Annotated in this window: 29 protein-coding genes; 21 read left to right on the top strand and 8 right to left on the bottom strand. The window is 69.9% G+C overall.

Features of this window, described 5'->3' with window-relative positions; genetic code table 11:
- Positions 1-105: 105 nt before the first annotated feature.
- The 3 genes from HW837_RS27655 to HW837_RS27645 are packed head-to-tail and all read left to right on the top strand — an operon-like array spanning position 106 to position 1,273.
- Positions 106-609 carry a hypothetical protein gene (locus HW837_RS27655; RefSeq protein WP_193383498.1) on the top strand — a complete coding sequence of 168 codons (504 nt, stop codon included), beginning with the start codon at positions 106-108 and terminating at the stop codon, positions 607-609.
- Positions 606-1,019, top strand: coding sequence for a hypothetical protein (locus tag HW837_RS27650; protein WP_193383497.1), 414 nt, complete (start codon positions 606-608; stop codon positions 1,017-1,019). Before HW837_RS27655 ends, HW837_RS27650 begins: the two co-directional genes overlap by 4 nt.
- The gene (locus HW837_RS27645) at positions 1,016-1,273 is read left to right on the top strand and encodes a PadR family transcriptional regulator (protein ID WP_193383496.1); all 258 of its coding nucleotides are present in this window, start codon (positions 1,016-1,018) and stop codon (positions 1,271-1,273) included. Before HW837_RS27650 ends, HW837_RS27645 begins: the two co-directional genes overlap by 4 nt.
- Here HW837_RS27645 and HW837_RS49680 read toward each other — a convergent pair.
- The 4 genes from HW837_RS49680 to HW837_RS48915 form a co-directional block, all read right to left on the bottom strand.
- Positions 1,257-1,382: a hypothetical protein gene (locus tag HW837_RS49680; protein WP_272875584.1), complete on the bottom strand. Its 126-nt coding sequence runs from the start codon at positions 1,380-1,382 to the stop codon at positions 1,257-1,259. The genes HW837_RS27645 and HW837_RS49680 overlap by 17 nt on opposite strands.
- A 385-nt stretch (positions 1,383-1,767) precedes the next feature.
- On the bottom strand, positions 1,768-2,151 hold the full coding sequence (locus HW837_RS27640; protein WP_193383495.1) for a DUF6221 family protein: 384 nt from the start codon (positions 2,149-2,151) through the stop codon (positions 1,768-1,770).
- Between the two features lie 2 nt (positions 2,152-2,153).
- The gene (locus tag HW837_RS48920; protein WP_237270399.1) at positions 2,154-2,429 is read right to left on the bottom strand and encodes a hypothetical protein; all 276 of its coding nucleotides are present in this window, start codon (positions 2,427-2,429) and stop codon (positions 2,154-2,156) included.
- Entirely contained in the window at positions 2,426-2,725 is a 300-nt protein-coding gene (locus HW837_RS48915) for an RNA polymerase sigma factor sigma-70 region 4 domain-containing protein (protein ID WP_237270398.1), read from the bottom strand. The genes HW837_RS48920 and HW837_RS48915 overlap by 4 nt, the downstream gene beginning before the upstream one ends.
- A 194-nt stretch (positions 2,726-2,919) precedes the next feature.
- Here HW837_RS48915 and HW837_RS27630 point away from each other — a divergent pair, with 194 nt between their 5' ends.
- The 8 genes from HW837_RS27630 (at position 2,920) to HW837_RS27595 (ending at position 9,146) form a co-directional block, all read left to right on the top strand.
- The gene (locus tag HW837_RS27630) at positions 2,920-3,147 is read left to right on the top strand and encodes a hypothetical protein (RefSeq protein WP_193383494.1); all 228 of its coding nucleotides are present in this window, start codon (positions 2,920-2,922) and stop codon (positions 3,145-3,147) included.
- Positions 3,144-3,332: a hypothetical protein gene (locus tag HW837_RS27625; RefSeq protein ID WP_193383493.1), complete on the top strand. Its 189-nt coding sequence runs from the start codon at positions 3,144-3,146 to the stop codon at positions 3,330-3,332. Before HW837_RS27630 ends, HW837_RS27625 begins: the two co-directional genes overlap by 4 nt.
- A 188-nt stretch (positions 3,333-3,520) precedes the next feature.
- On the top strand, positions 3,521-3,694 hold the full coding sequence (locus HW837_RS27620) for a hypothetical protein (protein WP_193383492.1): 174 nt from the start codon (positions 3,521-3,523) through the stop codon (positions 3,692-3,694).
- A 94-nt stretch (positions 3,695-3,788) separates the two neighbouring features.
- Complete coding sequence (locus tag HW837_RS27615; RefSeq protein WP_193383491.1) at positions 3,789-3,995, top strand: hypothetical protein; 207 nt, start codon at positions 3,789-3,791, stop codon at positions 3,993-3,995.
- Between the two features lie 22 nt (positions 3,996-4,017).
- Positions 4,018-4,998, top strand: coding sequence for a hypothetical protein (locus HW837_RS27610; protein ID WP_193383490.1), 981 nt, complete (start codon positions 4,018-4,020; stop codon positions 4,996-4,998).
- A gap of 125 nt (positions 4,999-5,123) precedes the next feature.
- Positions 5,124-6,593 (top strand): hypothetical protein, encoded by a 1,470-nt coding sequence (locus HW837_RS27605; RefSeq protein WP_193383489.1) that lies wholly within the window; start codon positions 5,124-5,126, stop codon positions 6,591-6,593.
- Between the two features lie 14 nt (positions 6,594-6,607).
- Positions 6,608-8,698: a hypothetical protein gene (locus HW837_RS27600; RefSeq protein WP_193383488.1), complete on the top strand. Its 2,091-nt coding sequence runs from the start codon at positions 6,608-6,610 to the stop codon at positions 8,696-8,698.
- 10 nt (positions 8,699-8,708) lie between these two features.
- Positions 8,709-9,146, top strand: coding sequence for a hypothetical protein (locus tag HW837_RS27595; protein ID WP_193383487.1), 438 nt, complete (start codon positions 8,709-8,711; stop codon positions 9,144-9,146).
- A 272-nt stretch (positions 9,147-9,418) separates the two neighbouring features.
- Here the strand turns inward: HW837_RS27595 and HW837_RS27590 are convergent, their stop codons facing one another.
- Genes HW837_RS27590 through HW837_RS27575 form a run of 4 tightly spaced genes read right to left on the bottom strand, consistent with a single transcriptional unit; the run spans position 9,419 to position 10,195 of the window.
- On the bottom strand, positions 9,419-9,670 hold the full coding sequence (locus HW837_RS27590; RefSeq protein WP_193383486.1) for a DUF3099 domain-containing protein: 252 nt from the start codon (positions 9,668-9,670) through the stop codon (positions 9,419-9,421).
- A complete protein-coding gene (locus HW837_RS27585) occupies positions 9,667-9,831 on the bottom strand; it encodes a hypothetical protein (RefSeq protein ID WP_193383485.1) in 165 nt (54 codons plus the stop codon). Before HW837_RS27585 ends, HW837_RS27590 begins: the two co-directional genes overlap by 4 nt.
- Positions 9,828-10,010, bottom strand: coding sequence for a hypothetical protein (locus HW837_RS27580; RefSeq protein ID WP_193383484.1), 183 nt, complete (start codon positions 10,008-10,010; stop codon positions 9,828-9,830). Before HW837_RS27580 ends, HW837_RS27585 begins: the two co-directional genes overlap by 4 nt.
- Positions 10,007-10,195 (bottom strand): ribbon-helix-helix domain-containing protein, encoded by a 189-nt coding sequence (locus tag HW837_RS27575; protein ID WP_193383483.1) that lies wholly within the window; start codon positions 10,193-10,195, stop codon positions 10,007-10,009. Before HW837_RS27575 ends, HW837_RS27580 begins: the two co-directional genes overlap by 4 nt.
- A gap of 120 nt (positions 10,196-10,315) precedes the next feature.
- On the opposite strand from HW837_RS27575, the gene HW837_RS27570 reads away from it, so the two are divergent.
- The 10 genes from HW837_RS27570 (at position 10,316) to HW837_RS27525 (ending at position 16,314) form a co-directional block, all read left to right on the top strand.
- Positions 10,316-10,999 (top strand): hypothetical protein, encoded by a 684-nt coding sequence (locus HW837_RS27570; protein ID WP_193383482.1) that lies wholly within the window; start codon positions 10,316-10,318, stop codon positions 10,997-10,999.
- Between the two features lie 164 nt (positions 11,000-11,163).
- Positions 11,164-11,547, top strand: coding sequence for a hypothetical protein (locus HW837_RS27565; protein ID WP_193383481.1), 384 nt, complete (start codon positions 11,164-11,166; stop codon positions 11,545-11,547).
- A gap of 60 nt (positions 11,548-11,607) precedes the next feature.
- On the top strand, positions 11,608-11,952 hold the full coding sequence (locus HW837_RS27560) for a ParB/Srx family N-terminal domain-containing protein (RefSeq protein ID WP_193382591.1): 345 nt from the start codon (positions 11,608-11,610) through the stop codon (positions 11,950-11,952).
- Positions 11,953-11,997: 45 nt separating this feature from the next.
- The gene (locus tag HW837_RS27555) at positions 11,998-12,441 is read left to right on the top strand and encodes a hypothetical protein (protein WP_193382590.1); all 444 of its coding nucleotides are present in this window, start codon (positions 11,998-12,000) and stop codon (positions 12,439-12,441) included.
- Positions 12,442-12,465: 24 nt separating this feature from the next.
- Complete coding sequence (locus HW837_RS27550) at positions 12,466-12,666, top strand: hypothetical protein (RefSeq protein ID WP_193382589.1); 201 nt, start codon at positions 12,466-12,468, stop codon at positions 12,664-12,666.
- A gap of 26 nt (positions 12,667-12,692) precedes the next feature.
- Positions 12,693-13,118, top strand: coding sequence for a hypothetical protein (locus tag HW837_RS27545; RefSeq protein WP_193383480.1), 426 nt, complete (start codon positions 12,693-12,695; stop codon positions 13,116-13,118).
- A gap of 157 nt (positions 13,119-13,275) precedes the next feature.
- Positions 13,276-13,860 carry a DUF4352 domain-containing protein gene (locus tag HW837_RS27540; RefSeq protein WP_193383120.1) on the top strand — a complete coding sequence of 195 codons (585 nt, stop codon included), beginning with the start codon at positions 13,276-13,278 and terminating at the stop codon, positions 13,858-13,860.
- 169 nt (positions 13,861-14,029) lie between these two features.
- Positions 14,030-14,584, top strand: coding sequence for a hypothetical protein (locus HW837_RS27535; RefSeq protein WP_193383479.1), 555 nt, complete (start codon positions 14,030-14,032; stop codon positions 14,582-14,584).
- Positions 14,585-14,629: 45 nt separating this feature from the next.
- Positions 14,630-15,658, top strand: coding sequence for a dTDP-glucose 4,6-dehydratase (locus HW837_RS27530; RefSeq protein ID WP_193383478.1), 1,029 nt, complete (start codon positions 14,630-14,632; stop codon positions 15,656-15,658).
- Positions 15,655-16,314 carry a sugar phosphate nucleotidyltransferase gene (locus HW837_RS27525; protein WP_193383477.1) on the top strand — a complete coding sequence of 220 codons (660 nt, stop codon included), beginning with the start codon at positions 15,655-15,657 and terminating at the stop codon, positions 16,312-16,314. The genes HW837_RS27530 and HW837_RS27525 overlap by 4 nt, the downstream gene beginning before the upstream one ends.
- The last annotated feature ends 158 nt before the right edge of the window (positions 16,315-16,472 follow it).

The following is a 16,472-nucleotide window of genomic DNA, read 5'->3' as shown; positions in this document are numbered from 1 at the left end:
CCACCACCCCACCCCTGACCCCGGCTGGTGGGACGGACAACCCCAATGCCGCGACCCGCACGCGTGTGCACGCCGCATCCCCAAGACCCGCCGTCAGGAGCAGCAGTGAGCATCTACGCCAGCATCGAAGGCATCGGCGGCGACGGCGACCCCGAACACCTCGGCCAACCCTGGACCTACCGCGGCAGCCACCTCACCCCCGCCGAAGACGACCCCCGCGACGGCGCCGTCGGCCTCGCGCTCATCCCGTCCCACATCACCGCCGACGCCCGCGACGACCAGCCCGCAGACGGCCCGCCGTGGCCGTGGCTACGCCTCGACCTCACCGTGGACGGCGACGACCCGTGCGTTCTGATCAACCCCGCGCAAGCCCGACACCTCGCCGAGCAGCAGCACGCGTGGGCCGACCAAGCCGACCCGCCCGAGTTCGCCGGCGGCCACCACTGGTGGATCCACGCCCGGTTCCCCGACGGCGGCAGTCTGTGCGGGCCCGGCAGCAGCGACCGCGACGCCGTCGTCACCCAGCTGGCCGAACTCCGGGCCGCGCACCCCGACACCGTGTACCGGCTCGTCTGCGAAACCACCCGCAGCACCGTGGAGGACGTGTGACCGACCAGCCCAAGGAGCGGGACGTCGTGCGCGCCGCACGCCTCGACAGCCTCAGCGTCCTCCTCACCCGCATCGCCAACGGCCGAACGCTCACCCCGGAAGAGGCCCGGCTCCTGGTCGAGCACGTGGGCACCGAAGTCAGCGAGTCCACGACCGCACGAGCCGCTGCCGCCGACCTCGCCCAGCGTCTCGACATCGACGACGCACAAGCCTGGTGCAAGTACTGCCGCCGCGCCTGGAACAGCCCCGCACACCGCTGCGAGTCGGACGCCGAGCAGCGGGTGCAGCGGATCGCTGAACTCCGCGACCAGTGGCTGATGGCATGGCCGCCGGTCGGGCAACCGATCAGCCGGTGGGTGGATGCCCGGCTCGCCGAACTCACCGCCGTCCTCAACGAGGAGCAGCCATGACCGTCCGACTCCAGCGGAAGATCCGCCGCATCACCAACACCCTCGACCTCACCGGCCGGCCCGTCACCGCCCTCGACCTGCAACGCGTCACCTGCTACGGGCCCGCCACGATCTACCCCGCGCTGCACCGGCTCCTCGCGGCCGGCTGGATCGACTGCGTGGGCGGGCCGCGCGGGGTGGCCGCCTACGAGCTGACGGCGCGCGGGCGCGCGGCGGCAGGGCTTGGCCGGGCGGGCGTCAGATCGACGAGTTGAACTCGCCGGCCCGCCGCTTCCTCGTCTGCGCGAGGAGTCGGGCGAGTGTCGGCGACGGGCGTCGTGCGGCGAGTTGGGCGAGCGGGATGCGGGGCGGTTGGCTGGTCATCGGAGTCTCGCTCTCGGTCGTACCGGTACTGCGCTGACGGTAGCGGGCGCGGCGTGGCATCCTGGCCCAACGGCATGACGCGAACGCCGGAGCCGCTTGACGGCCAAGGTCTCTTGGGACCCGCGTAGGAAGTTGCTGGCAACAGGGACGACCGAAGGCGGTGCGCGCCGCCCGTGCCGGAAGGCCAAGGGTCACAGACTCCGCGCCCTGGGCGTCCGTTCACCCCGAGCGGACGCCCACTGTCGTACACGCGCGCTACCCTGAGCGTGTTGGCCCGTCGTCCTCTGCTCCGGCAGGCCAGCCTGCTACACAACACGACGCCCCCTCCCGACAGGTGCGGAAGGGGGCGTTGCTGTTCGAGGGGTTCAGCCCCACGCGGTGTCGCTCACGGCCGCCACTCCTCTCGGTAGCCGGGCCGGTCAGCGTACGGGACCGCAAGCAGGCGGAGAACGCCATCCACGCCTGCGAACGGATCGTCTACCTGACCAAGTAGATGCTCGATCGCTCCGAGCACCCGCCTCTTGCTGTCGACCTCCCGCAGCACCCGCGCCGGATCCCACGCCGCAATGTGGGCGGCGTCCTCATCCGACTCAAACACGGACGCCTCACCGCCCCACCGGCCGCCCGCCACAACGTCCGTGCCGCTGGCCGAACGGATTGCCTCAGCGTGCGACTCGCTGTCCACCGTCCACGGGCCGGGCGTCGCCGCCCGCGCCTTCTCCGCGTCGGTGTCGAGCTGGGTGTTGAGCCAGCGCACAAGATCCTCCACCACTACCCCTCCTCAGGACGCTCGGCCGACTGCCGCAGTGCTGTGGCGATCGCCTTCACCGCCGCGTTCCACGTCTGGTCCTGGTCCGAGTCGGTGATCCCGTCGAGGAACTCCTGCTCGACTGCCTCGGCAGCCAGGCGTAGCACCTTGGCCCGGTAGGCGGCGAGCATCTTCACCGCGTCGTCCCACGGCACGCAGCGCGTCTCGGTCACCTCGTTGTACGGCGGATCGGACAGGTCGGACAGGATCGCGATACGCGGATCAACGGTGGTACTCACGCTGGCTCCTCAGGCTCAGGCTTCTTACGGGGCCGCTTCGGCGGCGGCGGGTTCTTCTGCGTCCTCGGGTTCGTCACTCCGGTCATGATCTGTCCGACGCGCGCGACGCTGATGCCGAACTCGGCAGCGATCTGCCGATAGGTCATCCCATCGTTATTGAGCTCCTCGAACGCGGTCTTCCGCATCGCCCTGATCCGGGCGTGCTGGTCGGGCCACTGGTCCAGAAGCTCCGACAGATCGTGAGCCCTCTGCTTCGGGTCCGGGATCTCTCCGAGTGCGTCGATGGCGTCGGTCACCCGCTCGACCTCCTCACTCGACACGGCAGCTCCCTCTCTGCGGAGCGCCTTTCCATCCTTGCGTGTTCAGAGTACTCTGAACAACGCGATGGAGGAAGCAGCTCCGCCGTCGCACCAACAGAAGTGCCCCGGTCGGAAGGTCAGAGCTCCGGCCGGGGCAAGCCATCCACCTGCTGCGAACAGGAAGGACAGCCGTGCAAGAGCGTAACGGCCAACCCCAAGACCGGCCCACCCCCGCGCTGGATGCCTACGCCCAAGCCGCCCAGAACTGCCGCGACATCGCGCAAGAGGTCGGCATCCGCAACTGCGACGACGACCTCAACTGGCGCGCCGCCGAACTCGTCGCCAACACCCGCTACGACGAAGCCATCGCCGCCGGACACAGCGCCGACGAGGCACTGAAGGCGGGGCGGAAGAAGTGACACAGCAGCCCAACCTCTCCAAGCTCGCCGACCAAGCACAGACCGCAGTCCGCCTCGGCGACGCCCTCGGCAAGACCGACGACGAAATCCGCGCCGACGTCAACGCCATCGTCGGCCACCTCCCCGAACCCCAACTCGAAGCCGTCAGCCGGATCGTCGCCGCTGACACCGAGGCCCCGCAATGAGCCGCCCGCCCAGCCGGGCCACCATGCGCACCCTCAGCGTCCTCGCACTCCTCGCCACCTGCACCGCACTCGCCGTCGCCCTCAACATCCGCTGAACCCACAGACCGCCGCCTCCGCGTACAACCCCCGGCGCGGAGGCGGCACCCCTGGCCGCACCACCCCAACCCCTCACAGGAAGGCACCCCCCCATGAAGTTCAAGGTCACCGCCACCGCCACCGAAGTCCGCGCCAACACCCGACACGAAATCACCGGAACCATCCACGCCGCATCGGCGAGGGCAGCCCGGATCGAAACCATGAACGAATGCGCCCGCCACGGCTACGAAATCAACGGCATACCCGAGGTCGAAGAACAGCACTGACCGGCTGACCGGTAGCCCACGGCCCACATCCCCACCGGATGCGGGCCCTGGAAATCCACCAGCCACCCACACCGCCCCGAAAGGAGCACCCGCCGTGGCCACCCCCACCCGCCAGCCCTGCCCCACCTGCAAACGCCGCCGCCAACGCCTCCGCGCCCGATCCCCCCTCGCCAACACCCTCTGCGCACCCATCTCCCGCTGGGGCTTCACGCTCCTCACCATCGCCGCCCTGTACGCCGAACTCACCACGCCCGCCCTCATCGCCGGCGGATTCGCCGCCCTCGCCTGGCGCTACCGCTAGCCACCCCCACGGAGCCGTCACCGTGAACAAGAAGCTGAGCTGGGGACAGAAGACCGTCCTCGTCCTCGCCACACTCCCGATGATCGCCGTCGGTGCCGTCGGCGGCTGGGGCACCTACACCAACATCGTCGCCGAGTTCGGCCGCGCCGCCACCGCAGCCGGAGCCGTCGCCGCCGGCGAAGGCGTCACCCTCGTCGCAGCCCTGGTGATGCTCGTCCTCACCATGCTCGGCCAGTCCTCGCCCGCCGTCGTACGCGTCTTCCTGTGGCTCGGCCCGCTCGCCGCCTCCACCATGGGCGTAGCGGTCGCCGACACCCCCACCGAGCGGATCCTGTACGCGCTCATGCCACTCGGTATGTGCGGGGCTGCGGAAGGCGTCGGTCTCCTCGCGCGCCGTGTCGTCGTGTTCCGCACCGATGTCGACGTGGAGGCGCAGCGCCGTAACGCCGCCACGCTACGGCGGATCGCTTTCCACCGGGCGCGCGCCGAGCGCCATCCGTGGCCGTGGGTTCAGAAGGTGTCGGAGCTCGTGGCGTGGCGGCTCATGGGCCAGCTCGGCCACGGCGACGCCACCCTCGGTAGCGCCCTCACCGACGTGCAGAACATTCGCGTCGTCGAAGGCGCCAACACCGCTCTGGCCGCCATGCTCCACACCGGCCACGAACTCCCGCCCGCCACCCCCCGCCACCCGGTAGCGGCCGCGACCGCCACCCCCAGGGCGCCGCGCGCCACCGTCACCGCGAAGACCGTCACGCCACCCGAGGCCGAAGCCACGCCCGCGCCGACCGCCGCCCCCGAGCAGCCAGTCGTCTGCTACGAGCCCGGCACCCCCCAGTACGTCGTCCGCGAACTCTGGCTCCGCCTCAACCACCAGCCCATCCAGTCCGACATCGTCACCGCCCTCGGCGCCGCCGGCCTTGCGAACAGCGAGCAGCAGGCCCGGAAGATCCGCTCCCAGGTCCGTAAGGAGAACCCCGGCCTGCCCGGCCCGCGTGCCGCCTGACCGTGACCGCGGCTGCAGCCGTACTGCAGTCACACCCCGAACCGCCCCCTGAACAGCACGAACCACCCCGCCCCGCCGCCGGAACGACTGCAGTCACAGTTCCAGTCACAGTGAGGAAGACCCCCGTGGCCCGCACCAAGACACCCGCCCCCGCACCAGCCCCGACCACCCCCGACGCGCCGCCCGATCCGCCGACACAGGAGCAGGCCCGCCCGTCCCCGGTCCTCGCCTGGCCCGCCGAGTGGCCCGTCCCCGAACCCCCCGCCGTGGAGAAGCAGCGCCGCACGCGAGGTCTCCCCATGGGCCCCGTGATCGCGGGCGCCGGAAACGTCACCACCCTCAGCGCGACCGCCGCCTACAGCGCGGGCGGGCCGGTCGCGCTGGCCGCCACAGGCGTGGTCGTGGCGGCGGGAGCTACGGCCGCGGTGCTCCGCCGACGGGCCGCCGTCCGTCGTGGCGTGGCAGCCCGTGCCGGTGGCGCCAGTACGCCCCGGGGGTCGCGTGGCGGTGGCGGTGGCGGCCTGCGTAGCGGCTCCCCGGGAGGGCTACGGAAGGGTGGTAGCGGCCTTCTCCGTAGCGCCAGTGGCGGCCGTAGCGCGGCCGGTAGCGGGTCCCGTAGCGGCCTCGCCCGTAGCGGCAGCAAGCCGCCCGTCGGCCCGTCGGGTAGCGGATCTGGCAGCCCGCTCGGTGGCGGGAAGCCCGGCTTGCGTGGCGGACTGTTCGGCCCGAGCACCGGACGCCACACTCCGCCGGGCCGCCACCGCCCCGGCTCCGACAAGGTCTCCCGGCGCCAGCAGAAGAAGGCGGCCGCCGCTACGGAGAAGGCCGCGAAGAAAGCCCTGAAGCGCGCGGCGAAAGACCTCGCCACCAAGACCAGCCAGGGCAGTGGCGGAAAGCCCGGCGGGAAGGCGCAGACCCTCAAGGCCGCCGCCGGCCGCCTGGCGCGCGCCGTACAGAAAGCCGCCCGCCCCTACACCGCCGCCGTCCGCCAGGCGGTAGCCCGCGAGGCGAAACGGGCTCGCGGCGCCCTCTGGGACGGGGTATGCGCGCTCGCCGCCGGGGCGTGGGCGCTCATGACCCGTGGCCGTCACGGTGCTCTCGACCGGCTGAAGAACGTGTGGAAGCGCCGCCGCAAGACCCGCACCGAGACCGACGACACGCCAGCCGCCCCGTCGGTCGCCGACACCGTGCGCCGCCCCACCAACACCAACCCGACCCGCCCCAACACAGGAGGACCCGCCATGCCCGGTGGAGGACACCACTTCATCGCCGCCGCAACCGAGATGGCCCGCGCCGCCGCCGCCTACCAGCCCACCGGCATGCTCCAAGTCGGCGCCGACTTCGCCGGGCTGGAGGAAGCGCTGCGCCTGCACGCCGAGGCGATGAAGACCACCGTCGAGAACGCCGACGCCAACCAGCCGCTGCACCCCAACATCATCGAGATCATGCGGCAGGTCCACATCCTGCAACTCAAGGCCGCTGAACTCGCCGCCGAACTGACGCCCGCGTTCCGTCAGCTCCACGACGTCGACATCGCCCGCCTGGAGAACCCCCGCACAGGCGAGCGCATGTGGGACGTCTCCACCAACCTCTGATCAGGAGCACGCTCGTGAAGCTCGACTGGGACGCCAAGCACGGCCCCGTCACCGGCCCCATCAACACCGGCATCGCCGCACTCGCCGTCGGCTACGCCGGCCACGCCTTCGGCATGCCGTGGGAATGGGCCGCCCTCACCGCCGGCGCCGGTCTGCTTGGCACGCACGTTGCCGGGCGCCGCCGTAAGGTCACCCCGGCCACCCTCGCGCTGAGGGCGGCCGGGTGGCTGGGTGCGGGCGGCTGGTGCTCGTGGGCCATCGCGACCGGGCCGTGGTCGCAGACCATGCTCGGCAGCCTCACTGCGGGAGCACTCGGTCTGGGCGCGGCGATGGCTGGCGCGCACCACGTCGAAGCGAAGGCCGAGGAGAAGCGGGCCGAGCAGGAAGCCGCAGCCCGGCGGGCGACCTTGGACGGGAAGCGGCAGAAGATCGCCGACGAATGGGAGGACCGCATCGTCCGCGTGTGCGCTGGCGCCGTCGTCCAGATCGTCGGCGTCGAAATGTGGGAGTCCGGCGGCGGGTTCAGCCTCGACGGGGAATGCGGGGCCGGCGGCACCCGCTGGAAAGACATCGGCGTCTACAAGGAGCAACTCGCCTCCGACGCCCGCCTCCCCGAAGGCTGCGGCGTCGAGGTCGGGCCCGGCGCGCACCGCGGCGCGGTTCTCCTCCACGTGTCCACCGTGAACCGGCTCGTCGACGACGTCGACTACCCCGAGGACTACTCGCCCCTCACCGTCAACGCGCCGGCCCCGATCGGTGTGCTCCCGGACGGGACGGCGGAGGGGCCGGTGAACCGGCAGACGTCGATGCTCCTCGTCGGCAGGCGTGGTTCCGGTAAGACGAACCTGATGAACGTCATGATCTGCAACCAGTGCCGCATGACTGACTCGATCACTTTCGTCATCGACCTCAACGGCGGTGGGCTCGCCCTGAAGTGGATGCGGGCCTGGCATGCGGCAGGCAGGCCCGGCCGTCCGCCGATCGACTGGGTTGCCGACACCCCGCAGAAGGCGCTTGCTATGGCGCTCGCACTGGTGCGGATTGCGAAGGCCCGCAAGGTCGGCTATCAGGACCGGGAGATCGCCGCGAACGACGACAAGCTGCCCGTCGACCATGAGGTGCCGGAGATCCGGGTGTTCAACGACGAGGGCGCGGAGATCTTCTCGACCCGCTCGCGGCGCGACGAGACTCTCCGGGGCATCGCCGACAATCTGGTGCAGACCCTGGAGATCGCCCGCGCGGCCGCAGTGAACGAGACCACGTCCGGGCTGCGGGCCACCCAGGATGTGATCTCCGATCCGCAGATCCTCAAGCAGTCGGTGTTCAAGGCTGCGATGAAGGTCGCCGACGATGCGGAGCTGAACTACTTCTTCGGCTACAACCACAACGCCTCCGCTGAGGACGCCCCTTACCCGGGGTGCGCGCTGGTGCGGGACGACGAAGGCCAGGTCCACCCGATCAAGGTGTATCGGGTGAAGCCTGCGCAGCTCATCGACATTGTCAAGGCGACCGCCGACCGGCGCCCGGAACTCGACGGGCTGTCGCGGCGTGCGGCCGGGGAGGCGTACGAGCAGCGGTGGATGAACACCGACCACCTCTTCGGCGGCCCGATGCCAGCGCCTGCGGAGGAGGAGCCGCCGTCCACCCCCGTGACGGAGAGGAAAGGCCGCGGGGTGACCGCAAACTGGGGCACGACCCCGGCCGGCGGGGACGCTCAGGCCGCGATTGACCAGGCGGAGGCGGCGCGGCGTCGGCTGCACGAGGCGATGAACGAGACCGGCCAGCGCGATGGTGATCTGGACGCGCAGTTCATGGACATCCTCGCGGGCGGCGGCGTCACTTGGAAGGCGCCGACCGCAGACGCCCCGCCCCCGGCGGGCCAGCAGGGCGAGGATGGTGACCCGCGGCGGGAGTTGGTGTTTGAGATCGTCGCCAAGTCCGGCCCGGATGGGATCGGCCCCGAGGCGATCCGTGACGCGATTGGCCGCCTGTACCCCGGTGTTGAGGTTCCCCATGCGGCGACGATCGGCCGCTGGCTCGGCGCCGACCCCCGTATTCACAAGCCCAAGTTCGGCCGCTACGCCGTTCGCCCTGACCAGCCCTGAGGAAGCCGCCATGTCCGTACCTGAGCGGTACCAGAGTTACGCCCAGACCGGGCGCTTTGTGCAGCCGTCCGAGGTCGAGTTGTACGACGAGGCCGATCCCGTCGTGTGGATCCCCGGCGCGTACAAGGAGATGGTGCCCGTCCGGAAGTCTCAACTGCCCGCGCCGGTCCCGGCCGCCTCCGCCCGCGATCTGTCCCCGCAGCCGTTGTTCGATCCGCTTGCGCAGCGCCTGGCCGGCGCGGGTATCGGGGCCGGCGTGGCGGGGGCCGGTATCGGCTGGGGTGTCGGTCAGGCCGCGGCCGGGATTGCGGCGGTCGGGGGGTCGACGGCGGTGGTGGTGATGCTGGCGTTGTGGCTGCTGGCCAGGGCGGGCCGGCCGTCTGTGCATGTCCGGCAGGAGGTTCACAATCACTCGTCCTGGTTCGGGAGGAACACGACGAACCTGTGAGCCGCCTGCCACACTGAGAGTTGAAGGCCCTGCCGCGTCCCCCCGTCGCGGCGGGGTCTTCACTCGTTCGGGTGACTGGCGCCGAGTCTGGTGTGGGTCTACGGTCGGAGGCCGGGTCGACTGCGGGGGCACAACTGCGTGTTCGCAGCACGCAGCGGGCTGGCCGAGCTGCGACGGCTTCCCCGCCGGCGGTCGATCCAGCGGCGGCGCCCCTGTCTTCGGATGGGGGCGCCGCGTTGCGTGGGCCCCGCCGTTTCCGGGCGGGGCCTTCGTCATGCGGTGGGCTTCCGGTCTTGCAGCATGAACACGATCGCCACCCCAGCGGCGGCGGCCGGGAGTTCGGCGACGATCAGCGCCCAGCCGACCCATGAGTCCGGACCGACGATGATCGCGGTGAGGGCGCAGATGAGGGCGGGGACGGTGAGCCCGATCAGGAATCTGTAGCGCATCTGGCGCTCGGTGGCTGCGTGTTCCTGCTGGCGGGCTTGGGCGCGGGCGCGCGGGCTGGGGTAGTGGTCGCTCATGGTGTGGGCTCCTCGTCCTGGCTCTGCCACTCGGGTGGGTTGTCCACGCAGTCCTTGGTGTGCTTCATCGCGACAGGCTTGCCGTCCGGGCCGGGGGCGATGATGCGGACGTCCAGGTTGTCGAACGTGGCGTGGCAGTGTGGGCAGTCGACGTCGCTCATTGGTTACGCTCCTCGTCCGGGCGCACCGGGCCCGCGTCCAGTGGCAGGCCGGGGAACGGGCGTCCAACGGGCAGTACCCGCGCCTTCGGTTCCAGTGACGGACCGGCTTCGACTGTGAGCGCGAAGTGCTCGGCGTCGAGGTAGAGGGTGTCGACGGTGCTGGGCTGCTGCTCGCTCATGTGGTGGTCTCCTCGCCGCCCACCGGGCGCTCCCGACGCTTCCGGTTGATGCGGTCGTGCATCAGCTCGATCAGCACGTCGGACCGCGAGCGCCCCTCCTCGATGGTGGCGTCGAACTCTTTGAGCAGTTGCTGCGGCGGTCGGAACGAGATCGGTGGTGTCTGGCCGGTCTTGGGCCGCGCCATGGGTCCTCCTTGGATTCCGTATTACAGGAACCACTATCTATCTGCGCAAGCCTGTTGACAACCCTGCCGGTCCGGGTGCATTCTTGTATTACAGAAACGGGCGGCGAGCAGGGAGCGGGCATGAACACCACCTCCGGAGCAGGCGAGGTCTACGAGCGCACCGAGGATGGATCCATCACCCACGTGAGCATCCGCGAGGGCCTGGACGAGATCAACCACGCGCAGATGACCGGCAAGCGTGACGTGAAGACCATGTCCTCCATCACCCGCACGGACTTTGCCATCGAGTACAAGGACGGCCGCAAGGTCCGCCTGGTCCGGGTCGACGCGCCGGCTCCGGAGGGATACGCGCAGGGTCAGGCGGTCGTCGTTCGTCGCCCTGGCCAGGCCCCGGTCATGGGCACCGTGGCCCACATCCACACCGCACCGGGGTACGTGGCCGTGATGGACGACCGGCACCGGGCCGTGTCCAGCTACCCCGCGCGTTTCGTGTCCGCAGTCGAGACGGCCGAGGAAGCGCGCGCCGAGCGCACTGCACTGATCCAGCGTCACGCCGACGGTAACCACTCCAGGGGCCGTGTGATCACTGTCCGGGGCAAGGACTACGTGGTGACCCCGGTTGTTCCCGCCGAGTCGCAGAGCACCAAGCACGCGCCGAAGGGCTGGGTCCCGAAGGCCTACGTCACGTACTGGTCGGTGCGCAACGGGGAGCGCTTCGGCTCCACCCGGACCGCCGGACCTGACGACAAGCCGGGCACCGTCGGCTGCGCTGTCTGGGATGCGGTGAACGCCCCCTCCGTCTGACGCCGCTCACCCTGCCGGCCCCACCTGTCACAGGTGGGGCCCTCTCTGTGCGCGCGAGACGTATTACAGAAACCCGGACTGAAGTGGGCGAGAGTCTTGACAGGCGTGCATCGCTGGGCCATTCTTGTAATACAGAAACCGCGCAAGACCAGGGGGACCCCGAGATGACCGCCGCCACCCGCACCCGCCGCAACACCCTCCGCACCGCCACCACCACCAGCCGCGCCCTCGCCTACCGCACCCTCTCCGGCCACATCGCCGCAGCCGTCGAAGCCGGCCGACTCATCCGCACCGGAGACTTCCTCCAGCGGGTCGGCGGCAGCAACCTCCCCGACGGCCAGCAGTCCTGGTACGGCCGCCACGTCGCCAAGGCCTACCGCAAGGCCACCGGCACCGAGCCCCTGCGGGTATGGGCGCAGCACCGCACGACGGGCCGCTGGATCCACGTGTTCGTCTACGGGCCCATCGACGACGCCCTGTACGAGGGTCTCCACAGCTACAAGGCCACACGCAACCTGCTCGCCGCCAACTTCACGGAGGCCGCCTGAGACCAGCTCCACGACGCAGCAGACGACCCCGACCACCCCGCCCCGACAGGAGCCCCGCGCATGCTCGGCATCATCCCCACCGCGACCGTCCTCGACATGCTCACCGTCGACGACGACGACACCCCCGACGCTCTGTACGTGCGGGACGTCCTCGACCACAAGCGCCGCTCCGAGCACTACCCGCACTTGCTGGAGGAGATCCGCCAGGACGGCCTCGCCCTCCCCATCATGATCCGCACCTACAACGGTCGCCCCTGGCTCGTCGACGGACACCACCGTGTCGCCGCCGCCATCGACCTCGGCATCACCAGCCTGGTCTGGTCCGACCTGCCGGTCGAACTGGAAGACCGCCCGCACAACCCGATGATGCGGGGAGGCTGGGGGCCATACCGGCCCGCCGCCTGACCGCCCGACCCACGCTCAACCCATCACCACCGAAAGGAACCCGCCGTGGCGAACCGCACCCACTTCGGCATCGTGATCGCCCGCTCCACAGAGTTCACCTACATGGCCGCCCTCGCCGCCTCAAGAGACTGCCGATTCCGCTGCACCGCATGCCAGGCAAAACTCTGGGCCATCCAACGCCCCCACGGCCACACCGCGTGGCTCTGCTCGCGCTGCACCGACCTGAAACAGAGCGGCCAGGAGCCCGGACCCAGGCCCTTCAACACGCAACCGCCTCGGCAACTTGCGATCGGTGAACGTCTCCGCGGCCCGAACGGCATGTGGACCGTCACCACCTCGCAGCGCATCGACCGCTTCGAGAACGGCGTCCGGGAGCAGGGGGCCGAGTACGTCCTCACGCGGGACGACGGTCATGAGGAGAAGTTGCGGGGCCGCGACATGCTCGACTTTCATCTCATCCCGCCTGCCGAGCAGACCACGATCGCCTGACCCAGCCGACCAGGGAGACACCACATGCCCTTTCATATCGGACAGCGAGTACGAACGACCGTCGACGCCCCTGCCGCGTGGGAAGGCGCCCTCGGGGCGCCCGCCGGAACGCTTGGCACCATCACCGGCGCGCCCGGCCGGTACGGCGGGTATGGCGTCCTCCTCGACGGCGACCCGGACCGGCTCCCCGCCGACTTTGGCGAGGCTGAACTCGCCCCCGCCTGACCGCCCGACCCGACAGGAGCAACCACATGCGCTTGCGTCAAGCCCACGCCATCCTCGAAGCCGCCACCGCCCTCGAAGCCACCGGGCTCGGCTTCGAACTGTGGCCCCTCCACCACGACTTCCCCGGCAACACGGTCCGCAGCGCCCGTGACCGGATGAGCGGCGGCACCGAATTCTCCGACCCGGACATGAACGGACGCGAAGCCCGCGTCTACAACATCGACATCCTGCCCGGCCCCGACGACGACCACATCGAAGCCCACCTCACCCTTGGCGTCGGACCCGACCCGGAGCCGCTCCTGTACTCCAAGTACAGCGTCGCCATGGACGCCAGCGAGGCCGAACGCTTCCGGGGGCTGGTCGGCGCGACCCTCGCGGAGAAGATCGCCGACAAGGTCCGCGAGCACGAGCAGCCATACCGCGCCGCCTACGAGCGCCGCCGCAACGCCTGACCCCGCCCGCGTGTCTGAGGCTCTCCTCCCCGCCACCAGGGGAAGAGAGCCTCACCCGTTTCCACCCAGATCGGTAACAGAACGGAACAACACCTTCACACCCCGCCCACATTCGCTAACGTCCCCCATCTCACGAAACACCATCCCAGGGGGGACCATGCGCCACACCCGCACGACCACACTCGCCGCACTCACCGCCGCCACCCTGCTCGCCCTCGCCGCCTGCACCCCAGAAGAGAGCGTCAACACCACGCCCAAGGCCGGCACCTCCAAGTCCGCGAAGAAGACCACCGAGGACAAGACCGAGGAACCGCCCGCCAAGAAGACAGCGGCCGTCGGCGACACCCTCACCCTGAAGGGCATCGAGGACGGTCAGCAGCTCGACGTCACGCTGAAGAAGTGGCTGCCGACCGCCGAGGGCGCCTCCGAGTTCGACACCCCGCAGGACGGGAAGCGGTGGGCGGCCGCGCAGTTCGAGCTGGTGAACACCGGGTCGAAGGTGTACGCGGACAGCCCGCAGAACGGGGCGAAGGCCGCCGACTCGCAGGGGCAGCGGTTCGACTCCTGGTTCGGGGAGATCAAAGCCGGGCCCGGGATGTCGTCGGACGTGAGCTTGCCGAAGGGTGAGAAGGCGCTGGGCTGGATCGTGTTCGAGGTCCCGAAGGACTCGAAGATCGTCAGCGTTCAGTTCGCGATGAACTCCGGGTTCTCCGACCAGACCGGGCAGTGGTCCGTGAAGTAGCTGACTGGCGTGACATCCTGATTGCGCGGGACCGTGTCTGCTGCTCTGGCGCGGCGCCTGGTGGGGAGCCCTCGCGGCGTAAGTCCCATCGCGCGGCGTTGAGACTCCGGCGGTCCCGCGCTCAGTGCCCCGGAAGATCATCGAGCGGTGGCGCGCCACACTAGCCCTCATGAGCAGCTACCCGGCGCGCTGCCCCGCCCGCAACCTCAACGGCCGCCCCTGCGCCAACCCCGCCGGACACGGCACCCGCCACCCAGGCCTAGGCACCTGCATCTGGCATCGGGGCGGACAACAACACGCCGAGGAGGCATGGGCCATGGCACAAGAACTCGCCGCCGAACGCGACATCACCCCACACGAAGCACTCCTCAGCCTCGTCCGCACCGCCGCCACCCGCGCAGCCTGGACCGACAGCGTCATCGTCAACGCCATGCGCGAACACGTCGACAACGGCGGCGACCCACTCAAGCCGCCAACCGAACTCGCGCCATGGCTGAAGCAGTCCCGCGAAGAACGCAAACTCGCCGCCGCCACCGCGAAGCAAGCCGTCGACGCCGGCGTCATGGCAGCGTTGGAACGCCGCCTCGACCTCGAAGGTGAACTCGTCGCGACCGTCCTCGGCGGAGTCCTCGACTCCCTCAACCTGGACCAGGAGCAGCGCATCGCCGCGCTCGGCACGGCGCAGCAGCTCCTGCTGGAAGCAGGCGCTCCAGCTGCGGGCTGACCGCCCCGGAATGATCATCAGGGAGGCGCTGGCACCCTCCCGCGCATGCGCATCCTCCTCACCGGGGCAGCAGGGTTCGTGGGCTCCCACGTCCTCGCTCACCTCCTCGCCCACACCGACGCCCACATCGTGGCCCCGTGGACGCTCCGCCACCACGGCAACAGCCAACGCCTCGCCGCAGCCATCGACCAGGCGCCCGAGCCCGGAGCCTGGAACGACCGCGTCACCACCGTCATGCACGACCTCGCCACCCCGATGCCAGCCACGCTCATCGACGAGATCGGGCCCGTCGACTACATCCTCAACATCGCCTCCGAGTCCGGGGTCGAGGAATCCATCGCCGACCCCACCCGCTTCACCCGCAACAACGTCGAACTGATGCTCAACATCCTCGACGTCACCCAGCAGATGAAGCCGAAGATGCTCCTCCACATGGGCACCGACGAGGAATACGGGCCAGCCCCCGCAGGCCACGCCCACCGAGAGTGGGAGACCGTCCTCCCCTCCAACCCCTACAGCGCATCGAAAGCGGCACAGTCCGCGCTCGCGACCGCATGGTGGCGCACCTACAGCCTGCCCGTCGTCCTCACCCGGACCATGAACCTGATCGGCCCAGGACAGACCGGCATCAAGCTCGTGCCCACCGTCATCCGCAAGGTGCTCGCCGGGGAAACCGTCCCCATCTACGCCAGCGCCGACGGCGAGCCCGGCTCCCGGCACTGGATCGACGCCCGTGAGTTCGGCGCAGCGTGGCTGCACCTGATGCACACCCACGCACCCGCGATGTACCCGGACGCCGACCGGCCCAGCATGTTCCACATCGTCGGCGAGGAACGCTCCAACCTCGAAGTCGCCCACATCATCGCCGACCTCATCGGCAAGCCACTCAAATACGAGCTGGTCAACTTCCACGCCTCCCGGCCCGGCCACGACCTGAGGTACGCCCTCGACGGCACGAAGCTCGCCGAAGCCGGGTGGCGCCCGGCGCGGAAGCTGGAGGAAACCCTCGCCGACATCGTCGCCTGGTACCTCGACCACCCGGCGTGGCTGGAACCCAAGCAGGACACGGCATGAGGGGCGTCATCCTCGCCGGCGGCCGCGGCACCCGGCTCGGCGACAGCACGCGGGTGGTGAACAAGCATCTGCTGCCGGTGTACGACGAGCCGATGATCTACCGGCCCATCGCGACGCTGCGCGGCATGGGAGTGACGGACATCCTTGTCGTCACCGGTGGCGAGAACGTGGGCGGCTTCGCGCAGCTGCTGGGTTCCGGTTTCACGTACCGGGTGCAGGAGCAGCCGGACGGTATCGCCGGGGCGCTGGCTCTGGCCGAGGGCTATGTCGATGGGCTGTTCCCGGTGGTTCTCGGGGACAACTACTTCTCGGCGACGATCACCATGCCTCACCGGCCTTCGATCTTTACGGCGCGCACCGAGCGGCCGGAAGCGTTCGGGATCTACGACCCGAGTGCGGGCCGGATCGTGGAGAAGCCGAAGGACCCGGTGTCGGATCTCGCGGTGACGGGGCTGTACGTGTTCGACGATCGGGTCTTCGACTGCGTTCGCGGGCTGGTCCCGTCGGCGCGCGGCGAGCTGGAGGTCACGGACGTCAACAACTGGTATCTGCAGCACGGCCTCATGGACGTGCACAAGGTGCCGGGGGTGTGGTCCGACATGGGGACACCGGATTCGCTGCTGCGCGCGGCCATGCACGCGCAGGCCGCAGCGTGAGCGCGGGAACGCCCAGCCGCGGCGTGTACGGACAGCACGCCAAACGGGCCCTCGATGCGGCTGAGACGGAGATCCGATCGATCCCCGTCGGGGAGATCCGTGCCGATGTACTGGCGGCGCACTCAGCCAAGGCTCAGGTCTTCACGAATGCAGCCATT

Origin of the sequence: Streptomyces caniscabiei (assembly GCF_014930365.1) — a bacterium.
In the GTDB taxonomy this organism is placed as follows: domain Bacteria; phylum Actinomycetota; class Actinomycetes; order Streptomycetales; family Streptomycetaceae; genus Streptomyces; species Streptomyces caniscabiei.
Note: the sequence above shows the minus strand (reverse complement) of the source record. Positions and strands in the feature narration are given on the sequence as shown.